Source organism: Metabacillus sediminilitoris (assembly GCF_009720625.1).
Lineage (GTDB): Bacteria > Bacillota > Bacilli > Bacillales > Bacillaceae > Metabacillus > Metabacillus sediminilitoris.
This window is the reverse complement of record NZ_CP046266.1, coordinates 2,350,562-2,363,237: the sequence shown is the minus strand read 5'-3', so window position 1 is coordinate 2,363,237 and position 12,676 is coordinate 2,350,562. Positions and strand designations below refer to the sequence as shown.

Below are 12,676 nucleotides of genomic sequence, written 5' to 3'. Positions count from 1 at the left end.
ATAGTAATCGTTACTTAAACGAATATGTAGTTGAGTGCCAATGCTTAGAACTTATTTTTCGATAACCTATCCAACCTAATTTTTGAAGTTCTTTCGCAATCATCATATTAAAAAATCCGTGCCCAACTAATACTGCGACATCATTTTCTTTTGCATTTACCACTAAACGTTTCGATGCTTTTTTTGCTCTGTTTTTTGCATCGTTTAAAGATTCGCAACCACTTGAATAGCCGCTAAACCACAAGCATCTCAAAAATACTGCCCAAGTATTTGGGTTTAGCTTTACTCCCCATAATTTTGTTGGAGGGATAGGAAACTCTATTTCACGAAACAATGGGTCTGAAATTGTTTTTATGTTTGGATTTAAATATCTTGCAGAATCGATAGACCTTTTTAAATCGCTTGTAATTACAACCTTCGCATTTGAAATCGTTTTAATCGTTTCTGGTGGGTATGAATTCTCTTCATAAACCCCATTGCAATCATAGTTTTCAATCCAATCTTTAAACTCTTTACATGTTATAGGATTATTTACAGTCCACAGAGATTTACCGTGTCTGATTAGCGAAATTTCCATAATAAACTCCTATTTTATTAATTTAAAACCTCTATTTTTAGTATAATTTTACCATCAATTTATCTATTACATATGCAGTTTTTGAAAATTTAAATAAAAAAGCAATGGGAGTATAAATTCCATTGCTTTTTCTATTGCTAATTTTATGGGTTGCGAATTAAAGTTTTCTACTCGAAAACCGCACTCGTTACTGTTTTGTACCCTTGTTTTCCAAGTGATGAAATCAGAATGAGCTAATCGTTAAAAAAGCACACTGTTTCCAGTGTGCTCTAGTGTCATATGTAATACTTAAATTGATGGAGCTTCCATTCCCATTTGGCTCCATTCTTCTCTTGATGGTCCATACACTCCTGGCACCTGCAGTCCTGCTTGGCGCATAAGAATCGTCATTTGACCGCGATGATGAATAATATGCTTGATAAGCAGTGAAAGGGTTACAGCTTTTGGCATCTCTCTTCCAAACACATTTTGCATTTCACTTAAAGATTGATCTGTCCACTGTTGTTTCACAGCATCACTTGTGTCGGCACTTACACTACGAAAGGTCTCAGCGATTTCCCTAGCTGAAGCTGGGATTGTGGCTGGGTCTTTCAACTCTTTCACCTTTATGCCAAACTCCACAAGCATTCCAGGTGTACTCGATACAATATGCCATGCAATGGCACCTAACGTACGATCCTCAGACGAAACCTTTTGCTCTAGAGAAGCATCTGTCAGTGCATCCAAAATCTTTTGCGTTGAAGCTGCTTCTTGATTCCATTCTTCGATAAATTCGGCTATAGTCGTGTACATTTTTTCTCCTCCGATTTTCATGTTTTTGATTTTATATTTCCAAAGCATAGTATACCATTTTCAACCAAAATCATGAAATTCTAAGAAATAGTAAATTTATAGCAGCCATATTGAAAACTACGTATTCCAACTACAAATGGGAGTTTGCCCTTTTATTTAACTAAAAAATCCTGGCACACAAAGAAAAAAGACACTTTTCAAAGTGTCTTTTTTTCAGGTGGTATGTGGTTAACATTTATTACCGTAGAACGACGCGCCAATGATAATTAACAAGATAAACAACACGACGATGAGCACAAAAGTATCTCGATACGGAGGGCAATGGTCATAAGCAGGTGCAGCATAACTGTAAGGCATCATAGGCTGGTGAGGAACATTTGCACCACCAACATGTGGAAAGTTTGCTCCTGCAACATTTGGATAGTTTTCGTTTCTGAACATATAAACATCTTCCTTTCTTTTGTAAAAAGCTAAGACACAATAGTATATACGTTTAGACAAATTTGGAGCCCGTCTAGTGATAAGAACTCTCCAATAAAAAGCCTAATTTTAGGCCCATTTTTATGGGGAGATGTAAGTGCGTACTTTTGTATTCAAAGATTGATGAAGAGATTACCCATGTTCAGCACTATCTGATTGGTGAGAATCTGATTTGTGTAAGAATATTGGACTTGGTTAGGATTAGTGCGGGGATTGTTGAGCAGATGGAGCAGCTATATCATTACTATAGTAACTTGTTTCCGTACAATAAATAACAGACCTCTTCAAAACTTTATATGAGGAGGTCTTTTAAAAGAGTTATTAAAGTTCCAAAAGGTACTTCATCCTAAGCTCTTCTGATGTTCAAAACATATAATTTCCCTTTTAACTTCTTATTGGATAGACAGTATGACTTTATCTTTTCTGAAACCTTTTATCACACACAACATTTTGCCAGTTGATGTTTGTTTATAGGCTCTCCCTCTAAATAGCTCTATGTTCATCTGTTTCACTTCAATAAAAGAAGAAAATGACTACATAAATCATTATCTATGATAAAACAAGGAAATACTGTGTGTTCTTAATTGTCTCAACTTGATTACCATGTACTTGTTCTGTGTAGTCAATCCACTTATAATTCTTTATTCTGCTGTCTAATTTTTCGTTTATTTCATCTTCAATTTCGTGCATCAATTTCACTATTTCATCTAACTGCATATTAAAGCGATTGGCTGCCTGAAGGTGGGGTAATTGTTCTTTGAGAAGGGTTAAAAATTGCTTCTTCGTTTCGGATTGCTGTGCTAAACTATCTTCAATACCTTCAATAAATTGATAAAGCTTTCTTTTCTTCCTTGGTAGAGAAGCCACAATATCCCTCGCAAAAATCTCCATCATTTTCTCATTCATAACAAACGACCATCTTTCCCTTAGTGTTCAAAATCATTTATACTCATGTTTTGGCTGGCCTTTCTAAATCTTCAAAGGCATTCTTACTATAAATCAAACAGGAACTTGTAAGCACGACACTCACGATGTTCCTGTCGTTCCAATGCTTACCAGCTAGATTTTTTAACTCCAGGGATCTGCCCCTTATGTGCTAATTCACGAAAAGTGATACGAGACATCTTAAACTTTCTTAAGTAGCCTCTAGGTCTCCCAGTAACTTGGCAACGGTTATGAAGCCTAGAAGGTGCTGAGTCACGAGGAAGCTTACTTAATGCAGCATAATCTCCCTTTTCTTTTAGTTCTCTTCTTAAATCTGCATATTTTTCTACCATTTTTTGTCTTTTGAGCTCTTTTGCAACTTTGGATTTCTTTGCCACTTATGTTTGCCTCCTAAATGTTCTTAAATAATCATAACGCTTACGATTTAAAGATCAGACTCTTTAAAGTTAAAAGACGATGTTAACTCCCTTTATCAACTATCTAGATTAACAAATAGTTAACTTGGATATTAAGTGAATGGATTATTTCTTTTCTTTCATATTATATTTTTGAAGGAAGCGATCCACTCTTCCGCCTTTATCTGCAAATTTCTGCTTTCCTGTGTAAAACGGGTGCGTATCAGAGCTGATCTCTACCTTAATTAGTGGATACGTATTTCCGTCTTCCCATACGATGGTTTCATTCGATTTTTTGGTAGAACCCGTTAAGAACTTATAGCCACTGTTTATGTCCATAAATACTACTTTCCCATAGTTTGGATGTATGTTTGGTTTCATGCTATCACCTCAGGATAAAATTTTTCTTATTAATGATAATCGAAATCATTACGTTTTGCAAGTAAATAACTTACCTCTAAAAGAGATATCATGAAATCAGTTATGGTGCATAATGATTCCCTATTCGAATTCTGAGTCAATTTTAGGCTGCATAATTTTTTGCAGGCTCTTTTTAGGTATATTTAATGAACCTCTTAAACAGCACCTTTAGTGAAACAGTGTGATACTTATTGATACTAATTATAAGGAGCTGACAATCTTATGGGCGGCTGTTCTAGCTCCCGATATATTTCGAGCTGTAGGTCCTACTTCTAATTCTGCAAGAGCTCCTACTACATAAAGATTTTCCCCCCATTCTAGGTTTTTCGAGACAATTGGGAAACCACATTTAGAACATAAAAGCTTTTCATTTTTGATAACTGGCTGAAGCCAGGTTAGATATTCCATATTTGATTCAAACCCAGTAGCAAGAAGAATTTGTGAAGTCTCTATCTTTTCTACAGAATTTTTTAGGTTCAATTGGAGTGATGATTCGTCATAGTTTGAACATCTTTCAATTTCTCCTTTTATTACTTTTAGTTTATTTTTCTGGATTAATCGAGATAACTCCAGTGAAAGCTCTTTGGGAAAAGATCCCCGATACCTTGCAATAGTAATCGTTCTTCTTCTAATGTTATAATCTTTGATTTTAGAGAAGGAGTTCATCTTTTTAGGTCCAAGCCATCCTGGATCACTATCAAAATCGTGGACACGAAAAGGGTGTCTTGTTATTAACACCACCTGCTCGTGTTTTTTGCTAAGCTTTATAGAAAGATGGGCAGCGGTAATGCCAGCTCCTACAATTACCAAAGGTTTATTTCCATCAAATGTTTCAGGCACTTCCTTTTCAAAAATATGGCAGATGAGATGAGGATGAATTTCCTTTACTTCCTTTGACCAAGTTGGGTAGTTTAATGCCTCTGTGAATCCAGATGCAATTGCAACATTTTTAGTATTAAACCAAGAGTTTTCTTCGGTTTTAATCCACCACCCGTTAGCTTTTCTTTCTAAATTAGAAACTCTTCCTATATGCCATGATCGTTTCAGGTCAATTTCACGAAAGATAGAATCACAATGTTCATGAAAGAGTGAAAGTGAAGGCCTTTTATAGTAACCGTAAAAAGACTGAGAGAAGTTTGCTTTTCGGGCAAACTTTTGCAGGCTAAACGGTGCTAAATCAAGATGGTGAACAGATGGAGACCGTAAAAATTTCATTTCAATCCTTTCTGTATTTCGTTTCCACTGTGAAATTGGTTCTTCATACGGATCAATGATCATAAGATTATCAGCAGAAACCTTTCCACTTTTAATCAATGAAACAGCAAGAGTACATCCTTGAATGCCTCCGCCAATGATAATCCAATCGTACACGTCTATCAGCTCTTTTCTTTAATGGAGTTTAAAAAAGCACTCATGTTATTCATGAATGCTTCAATATTACTTATTTTGTTTCCCTATGAAGGGTTTTTCTTTTTAAACGAAGTGAATATTTCATTCATTCTAAACGGTCTGGGTTATTTCGTTTGTTTTTTGTTGTGATAGAATTACGATCTCCAGTTTCAGTACAAGCTATCGTAATTTTCACACGCATTTATAGTTACTCCTTATGTTTAAATCGTAACAATTACTATTAATAAATAAATAGTAATTGTTAATAGTAGAATTGTCAACTTAAAACGTAAAGATTACGTTTTAATAATCGATTAAGGAAAGATCCTATATATAATAGGGAAAAATCGTCAAAAAAAGAGCTATGTCGAATATGTGGTTGTTTTTTAAAGTAGTTTTCCCTTTGTCCTCATACATATAGAACTCAGGCTGTTTAATTTACTTTTTTATTTACTGTTTACTTGTCAGGGGTCAGTTCAGGATTGTACTGCTCCTAATTTTAGGTCGTTTATTCAAAACAATTTGTTAGAATAAAATCATCTACTCACTCTACTATTATCTTCTTATTTTAAGTCTTTCCGTATTTCCCTCACTACATGAGATATCTCGGGAATAATCATCTTTTCCATAGCTAATTTAACCGCCCCTCTAGAACCTGGCATAGAAAAAATAGCTGTATCATTGTATACGCCTGCAATAGATCTACTTAAAATTGCTGCAGATCCAATATCCTCTAAATAGCTCAGCATACGGAAAATCTCACCAAACCCTGTAATCTGCTTTTCTACTAAACTTTGAACAACCTCAATGGTAACATCACGTTTTGCTATACCTGTTCCACCATTTAACAGGATGACATCTATTTCTTTGTCTAAACATCCGGTCTTTATAGCTTCATAAATGACCTCATAATCATCAGTTACAATTTGATAATCCTGTACAGAATGTGAGGAATCTTGCAACATATTTATAATTAAGCTCCCACTTTTATCTGTCTCCTTCGAACGTGTGTCACTGACTGTAATGACTTTGCAATTCACCCTTTTAGGTGCTTCTTTCTTATGTTGACTAACACTCATTAATGATCCTCTTTTCCTATTTTTTTGACATTACTTAATAAACTTAAATAGAAATTGACTTATAAGTTAATCAAATTCCTTAAACTTTTTGCTACTAGAATATGATTTTTCGCAGTCCTCGTCGAGATAGATCCGACTCCCGGTTGCTCTATCCTGACAGTTATACTTCCCTATATACGACAAACCTTTTTGATCTAAATGAGCTAAGACCAACTGGCAAACTCGTCTCCCTGCTTTTAACTCAATTGGTATACGATTTGCATTGTATAACTCTAATGTTAAATGCCCCTTAAACCCTGGATCAACCCATCCAGCATTTTGAATAAATAAACCCAACCTTCCAATGGAGCTCCTTCCTTCAACAAAGGCAGTCATATCATTGGGTAGATTAATATATTCAATTGTTGTGCCTAGTACAAAACCTTGGGGAGGAATGATAATCGTTTCTTGGTAAACTTCTTTATAACTAGCTGGTTTTTCTAGTGAAATAAAAGGTGTTGAATACTCATCCATTATCATGAAATGGTTCCCGATCCGTAAATCAATTGATGCAGGTTGAACTTGGGATGACGTAAGCGGTTCAATCATAAGTTCTTGCTCTTTTATTTTGTTTAGGATTGTTTTACTGGAAAGAATCACAAGCTGTACCTCCCGATTCATCTTTTATATAACTAAGTGAATTCTATCTATAAGCTTTCCTAACGAATTATTCTCCTCATTTTTCTATACAAAATTTCTACTAATTTTTGACTAAGTAAACCAATAAATAAAATGATAACTAAAAGTAAACTAATAGTAGCACCTGGTGGAGTTCCTAACCCATAGGAGGAGACTAGTCCCAAGAAAATACTAAAAGAAGCAATTAGAATAGCAGTCACAATAACCACTTTAAAACCTTTTCCAAACCTTATGGCAAAAGCAGCCGGCAAAATTAATAAAGCAGATACTAAAAGAACTCCTATTGCTGGGATAATAACTGAAATAGCTAAACCAACCAACATACTAAATGATAGGGATAATAAATTTGTGTTAATGCCACTTGTAAAGGCAGAATCTTCATCAAATGTCATCAAATATAAAAGTCTCCTTAAAAAAAAGAAGTATAGTAGTATAATTGCTGTTACCCCTGCTAACACAAAAAGCTGTTCTGTGCTAATAGTTACAATGGAACCAAATAAATACTGCTCGATACTAGGTGTCATCCCACCCTCACTTATACTTAACATAACTAAAGCAAAAGATAGTCCGGCGGCCATTAGAATGGCAATCGAAACCTCTGAATAGGTTTTATATGCCCGCCTCATATATTCAACTCCTACTGCCCCTGCTATAACGACAAGAATGCTTGATAAGGTAATATCTTTATGAATAAAAAAACCAATAGCTACTCCTGCCAAAGAAATATGAGATAGCGTATCTGCCATTAAGGCTTGTCTTCTTAAGACAAGGAATACTCCTAGCAAAGGGGCAATAATGGCAATTAATCCACCTGCCCAAAATGCTCGCTGCATGAATTCCAAGTTAAACATTTCCAACCACCTTGTTCCCCCTTCTCTAAACGGAGAATTTTATCTAAGTATTTCTGTACTTCATCCTGTTCATGGGTGACCATCACCACAGTTTTATTGTGTTTTTTAACTTGATGGTACATAAATTTATAAAAGCCTCTTCTACTCTCTGTATCCATGCCCGTTGTCGGTTCATCTAACACTAAAAGATCAGGGTCGGAAGCGAGAACTCTCGCAATCATTAGTTTCTGTTTTTGACCACCGGATAAGGCACCAATTTTATGAAATCGAAAGTCCCACATCCCAACCATCTTTAAGGCATTTTCTATTTTTTGTTTATCATCATGGTCTAATTTTTTTAACCATTTCCCTTTTTTATATCTCCCGGACCGTACCAATTCTAGAACTGTACTTGGGAAACCTGTATTAAAAGAAGCAATTTGTTGCGGCACATAACCAATTGTAAGAGATTTTCCTTCTGCATTCCTTTTACTTACAGTAACAAAACCTTCCCAAGGCTTTAGCAACCCCAGCATAATACGAAGCATTGTTGATTTAGACGCACCATTTGGGCCCGTAACCCCCACAAACTCTCCACTTTTTATCTCAAAGGATACTCCGTTTAATGAAGGAGTATGTGTATAACCAAATACGATATTTTGCATAGAAACGAGTTTCAATTTTCCACTCCTCTCCCTAGAAATAAGTACGCCTTACTATAAGACGCACTTATAATGGACATTTAAGCCTAGATCAATTATTTTACAAGTGATTTCTCAAGGGATTTTAAGTTATTCTTCATGACTTCAATATAACTTAGACCTTCCTCTTGATCTTCCTTACTTAAACCTTCTATTGTATTTAATATCTCAGTCTCAGCTCCCAATTCAGCAGCTAGTGTTATAGCAACTTTAGGGGAAGTTGTCTCCTCAAAGTAAATCACATTAATATGATGCTCTTTAGCAAATTCCTTAAGTTCAGCAAGTTTAGACGGACTTGGTTCTTCTGATGGAGATAACCCTGCAATCGGGATTTGAATAAGACCATACTCTTTTGCTAAATATCCAAAAGCAGCATGCTGTGTAATGATTTCCTTACTCGAAACATGTTGTAACGTTTTCCTGAAAAGTTCGTCTAGATCTTTTAATTTTTGAATATATTCTTGACTATTGCTTTCATAATCGTCCTTGTTTTTGGGATCTTGTTTTACAATGGCCTCTGTAATTGTTTGTACCTCTTGTTGAGCAAGCACAGGACTTAACCATACATGTGGATCTAACTGCTCATTCCCTTCTTCATGAACTTCTCCCTCATCAAGATGGTCTGTTTCTACGTCATCGTGGTCGCCTTCTTCCTCATGGTGATCGTGTTCGTCTCCTTTCATTAGAGGAATCCCCTTACTCGCTTCTACAAACTGTGGTTGTTCTTTCCCTAAACTTTCTTTGATAGAGGAAATCCATGTTTCCATAAAGTCACTGTTATAAATGAGAACATCTGCTTTTTGGATCATTGCCATATCTTTAGGAGTAGGCTCCCAATCATGTGGTTCGATATTGGAAGGAATTAAGAGATCCACTTGAGCATTTTCATTTGTAATGTTTTTAGTAAATTCATACATAGGATAAAAAGTTGTAACAATATGTAGTTGATTTTCGGTACTTTCCTTCTGATTTGATCCAACATCTTCTTTATTGCTACATCCTGCTATGACTATAAAACAAGCCAGAACCATTACCAATATTGCTCTTACTTTAGGTTGATTCATTTTTTCTCCTCTTCTCTATTAAACTAACAATTGTACACAATCATCAAATCGTAACTATTACGATTTGTATTTGACCATAGATAACTTATCACTTTTTTCAAGAAAGAACAAGTATATTTCTAGAAATAGATAAAAATTGAAACCCACCGATAAACGATGGGTTTCAATAGTAAAGAACAATTGAGGAATCACCTGGTTTAATAAGTAATTTTAAAAAATCCCCTGCGAAAACTCTTGAAACATCTCTTCGTTCAAATCTTTACCGATAAATACAAATATAGATTGTCTCTCGTCATTTTTCCCCATTTTTGTATAACGTACAAGCTTGTCTGCAAACTGAACATGTGTAAGTGTTGAATCACCTGTTAATTGTACAAGACCCTTCGCACGGATAACATCATTCGGTAGATTGATTAACCAGTTGGTTAATGTACGTTTATCTATCACTGGTACTTGTTCAATTTTCACCGTCTTAATAGTCCCGTGATGTGGTTCGTGATGCTGGTGATCTCCATGGTGATTATTTTTGAGTTGAAAGTCTATTTGTCCTATGCGTTTTTTTCGTAGCATCTCAAAATCAACATCACCATAAGAAGTCATCAATACGGGTACTTCATCCTTTTTTAAGGAGTCAACTTTTCTGTTGATTTTTGCAAGTTTTTGATCATTCACACAGTCTATTTTATTTAGTAGAACAATAGATGAATGCAGTACCTGCTCTTTCATTAAAGTTCGAATTTCTTTTGTACTATCAAAGATACTTAAATATTCTAGAAAGTGACTGGCATCTACTACTCCAATCACCGATTCCAAATCAAATACTTGTTGCATATGACCGTTAGTAAACACTTCAGCTATCTCAAGTGGATGGGCTACTCCTGTTCCTTCTATTAATAAAACTTCAATAGGCTCCTTTTCGTGCTGAACAGCTAGCGCCTTAAGTGTTTGATGTAAATCATTCTGAATCGTACAACAAATGCAACCATTTAAAAGCTCGGTTAATTGTTGATCCTTAAACAAATGTGCCTCGACATTGACTGCCCCTAATTCATTTAATATGATGGCAACTTTCTTATTTTCACTTTTGTATTGTTCTATCATCTTTAACAATACAGTTGTTTTCCCACTTCCTAAGAAACCATTTAAAATAAAAACCGGTATTTTCCTCATTTTCTTATCTCCCCTCAAACTAAATATTCGTAATCATTACGATTTAACCGATGCACTAGTTCATGTGTATGTTTTAGAAAATAGACTATTCATCAAAATTCAAAAATATTGATTAAGTATATATCCGTTACTTTATGTTATAGAATACCTAACTTGTAGAAAACTTCTATTCACTTTATACTAATAAATCGTAACGATTACTTTTTATATGATTCAAATCAGTTACTTTACAACATCTTACAAAATCGTTTCTTGTTATGATTAAATTTATGAAAGGATGATAATAATGCCAATCGTTGAAATAAATATTTTATCAGGTTTCCTTGGCTCAGGAAAAACAACTCTTCTTCAAAAAATTCTAGAAAAAGAACAAAGAAAAGGAAAAAATGTAGCTGTCGTTATGAATGAAATGGGTCAAATTTCTATTGATTCAGATTCTGTTCCTAAAGACATGCCTTTAAAAGAACTTCTAAATGGATGTGTGTGCTGTACACTGTCGGATAAACTCGAAGTTCAGATATCTGAACTTTTAAGTCAGTATGATCTAGATGTGATCTATATTGAAACTACGGGGGTTGCTCATCCGGTTGAAGTGTTGGACACTTGTTTATCACCTCTTTTAGCTAAAAAAGTGAGAATTCACTCCATTATCACTCTTTTAGACGCTGTTTGTTGGATGGAACGTAAAAAACTAAAAATACCCCTTCAAAAGCTAATTGCTGAACAAGTAAAACATGCGGATCTTATCGTATTAAATAAGATTGATTGTATATCAAAGAAAAGCCAAAAGAGTATCGAAGAGGAGTTACGTAGTATTAATCCTACAGGTAAAGTGATTCCGGCAGAATTCGCTAACATCGATATTAATACAGTTATAAGTCTGCAAACAAAAGAAAGAGGCGAATATGAGAAAGTGCACGCTATCCAACATCTACATATGAAAACATACGTTCATACTTTCTTACACCCTATTAGTGAGAAGCTATTTGAAGAATTCTTAAGGACAATGCCGGATACAATCTATCGCATTAAAGGATATATCCGATTTATTGGCATTCCAGACACATTTCTTTTTCAATATGCTTATGGGATGCCATTTCAAACAAAATCAGGATTAAAGATGAAAAATACACTTGTGTTTATCGGTGATAATTTAGATCATAACAAACTTCAGAAAACGCTGTGTAACATAGAGAAAAATAGCATGCAATTAGGTCATTAGTAACATTTGCATCCTTTCTATTTGCATTTAGCTTTAAAAAGAGATATTATTAAAATACAAATCGTAATCATTACGTTTTATTCATCCCCACACTGTTTGATACGAAAGGAGAAAAAATTTGGCAAAAAAATCAAAGGTAGCTAAAGAAAAACAACGCCAAGAAATGGTTGAAAAATATGCAGTGCTACGAAAGGAATTAAAAGCAAAAGGTGACTATGATGCACTGCGGAAGTTACCGAGAGATTCCTCCCCTACTCGTTTGCATAATCGTTGTGAAATTTCAGGAAGACCTAGAGGATATTTAAGAAAGTTTAAAATGTCTAGAATTGCCTTTCGAGAGTTAGCACATAAAGGGCAGCTTCCAGGCATTAAAAAATCAAGTTGGTAAACCGTCAGCAATCGAAAATTTTCCGACTGGAGATTGTTCTTTATCATAAAAATGAATTTTATATCGTTTGAAAATAAAATACACATAATTATAAGTTTCAAATCGTAATTATTACGTTTTAACTTGGAGGTAAAACACACATGGCGACATGGAATTTAAGTAATACGAAGCATCATATTCTCATCTGCAACGGCAGCAGTTGCAACCGGGTCGGAGCTGAGGAACTCACACAATCAATCCGAAAAGAAATCTCAAGAAGAGAGCTAGACGATATGATTCACACAACGCGCACACGGTGTAATGGAAGATGCCATGATAAGTGCGTTGTCATCAACTATCCGAAAGGCACATGGTATAAGGATTTAAAACCTGAGGATGCCCCCCTTTTTGTTGATTCGCTTCTTGCCAATGAAGATTACACAGAAAAAGTAAGCCATTCATTTCATGGCCAAGGCTTCGATCGTTCACCTGAAGTCATTACGGGGGTTTTTAAAGATAAAGAAAAAGTAAACAAAGTATCAAAAATACTCTAAATGGAGAGAAAAC

15 protein-coding genes and 2 pseudogenes are annotated in these 12,676 nt (G+C 34.9%); 3 read left to right on the top strand and 14 right to left on the bottom strand.

Annotated elements, in window-relative coordinates:
- Window positions 1–10 precede the first annotated feature (10 nt).
- The 14 genes and pseudogenes from GMB29_RS11200 to GMB29_RS11135 form a co-directional block, all read right to left on the bottom strand.
- A complete protein-coding gene (locus GMB29_RS11200) occupies window positions 11–577 on the bottom strand; it encodes a histidine phosphatase family protein (RefSeq protein ID WP_136358828.1) in 567 nt (188 codons plus the stop codon).
- A gap of 288 nt (window positions 578–865) precedes the next feature.
- The gene (locus tag GMB29_RS11195; RefSeq protein WP_136358830.1) at window positions 866–1,369 is read right to left on the bottom strand and encodes a DinB family protein; all 504 of its coding nucleotides are present in this window, start codon (window positions 1,367–1,369) and stop codon (window positions 866–868) included.
- Window positions 1,370–1,597: 228 nt separating this feature from the next.
- Window positions 1,598–1,681, bottom strand: a pseudogene (locus GMB29_RS27675) (YjcZ family sporulation protein); the annotation flags it as partial.
- Window positions 1,682–2,398: 717 nt separating this feature from the next.
- Window positions 2,399–2,755, bottom strand: a complete 357-nt coding sequence (locus GMB29_RS11185; protein WP_136358832.1) for a hypothetical protein — start codon at window positions 2,753–2,755, stop codon at window positions 2,399–2,401.
- Between the two features lie 146 nt (window positions 2,756–2,901).
- A complete protein-coding gene (gene rpsN / locus GMB29_RS11180; protein WP_136358834.1) occupies window positions 2,902–3,171 on the bottom strand; it encodes a 30S ribosomal protein S14 in 270 nt (89 codons plus the stop codon).
- A 144-nt stretch (window positions 3,172–3,315) separates the two neighbouring features.
- Window positions 3,316–3,570 (bottom strand): type B 50S ribosomal protein L31, encoded by a 255-nt coding sequence (locus GMB29_RS11175; RefSeq protein ID WP_136358836.1) that lies wholly within the window; start codon window positions 3,568–3,570, stop codon window positions 3,316–3,318.
- A gap of 240 nt (window positions 3,571–3,810) precedes the next feature.
- Complete coding sequence (locus GMB29_RS11170; protein ID WP_136358838.1) at window positions 3,811–4,980, bottom strand: FAD/NAD(P)-binding protein; 1,170 nt, start codon at window positions 4,978–4,980, stop codon at window positions 3,811–3,813.
- A 127-nt stretch (window positions 4,981–5,107) separates the two neighbouring features.
- Window positions 5,108–5,200 (bottom strand): annotated as a pseudogene (gene rpmG / locus GMB29_RS11165) (50S ribosomal protein L33); the annotation flags it as partial.
- Window positions 5,201–5,561: 361 nt separating this feature from the next.
- On the bottom strand, window positions 5,562–6,077 hold the full coding sequence (locus GMB29_RS11160; RefSeq protein ID WP_136358842.1) for a MogA/MoaB family molybdenum cofactor biosynthesis protein: 516 nt from the start codon (window positions 6,075–6,077) through the stop codon (window positions 5,562–5,564).
- Window positions 6,078–6,143: 66 nt separating this feature from the next.
- Window positions 6,144–6,716: a dCTP deaminase gene (gene dcd / locus GMB29_RS11155; protein ID WP_136358843.1), complete on the bottom strand. Its 573-nt coding sequence runs from the start codon at window positions 6,714–6,716 to the stop codon at window positions 6,144–6,146.
- Between the two features lie 59 nt (window positions 6,717–6,775).
- Complete coding sequence (locus GMB29_RS11150; RefSeq protein ID WP_136358846.1) at window positions 6,776–7,612, bottom strand: metal ABC transporter permease; 837 nt, start codon at window positions 7,610–7,612, stop codon at window positions 6,776–6,778.
- Window positions 7,558–8,265: a metal ABC transporter ATP-binding protein gene (locus tag GMB29_RS11145; RefSeq protein ID WP_136358848.1), complete on the bottom strand. Its 708-nt coding sequence runs from the start codon at window positions 8,263–8,265 to the stop codon at window positions 7,558–7,560. Before GMB29_RS11145 ends, GMB29_RS11150 begins: the two co-directional genes overlap by 55 nt.
- A 77-nt stretch (window positions 8,266–8,342) precedes the next feature.
- Entirely contained in the window at window positions 8,343–9,350 is a 1,008-nt protein-coding gene (locus GMB29_RS11140; protein ID WP_136358850.1) for a metal ABC transporter substrate-binding protein, read from the bottom strand.
- A 210-nt stretch (window positions 9,351–9,560) separates the two neighbouring features.
- Complete coding sequence (locus tag GMB29_RS11135) at window positions 9,561–10,520, bottom strand: CobW family GTP-binding protein (protein ID WP_136358852.1); 960 nt, start codon at window positions 10,518–10,520, stop codon at window positions 9,561–9,563.
- Window positions 10,521–10,806: 286 nt separating this feature from the next.
- Between GMB29_RS11135 and GMB29_RS11130 the strand changes: the two genes are divergently transcribed.
- From GMB29_RS11130 to GMB29_RS11120, 3 genes are all read left to right on the top strand, one after another.
- The gene (locus tag GMB29_RS11130; RefSeq protein ID WP_136358854.1) at window positions 10,807–11,742 is read left to right on the top strand and encodes a CobW family GTP-binding protein; all 936 of its coding nucleotides are present in this window, start codon (window positions 10,807–10,809) and stop codon (window positions 11,740–11,742) included.
- A 118-nt stretch (window positions 11,743–11,860) separates the two neighbouring features.
- A complete protein-coding gene (gene rpsN / locus GMB29_RS11125) occupies window positions 11,861–12,130 on the top strand; it encodes a 30S ribosomal protein S14 (protein WP_136358856.1) in 270 nt (89 codons plus the stop codon).
- A gap of 140 nt (window positions 12,131–12,270) precedes the next feature.
- Entirely contained in the window at window positions 12,271–12,663 is a 393-nt protein-coding gene (locus tag GMB29_RS11120) for a (2Fe-2S) ferredoxin domain-containing protein (protein WP_136358858.1), read from the top strand.
- Window positions 12,664–12,676 lie beyond the last annotated feature (13 nt).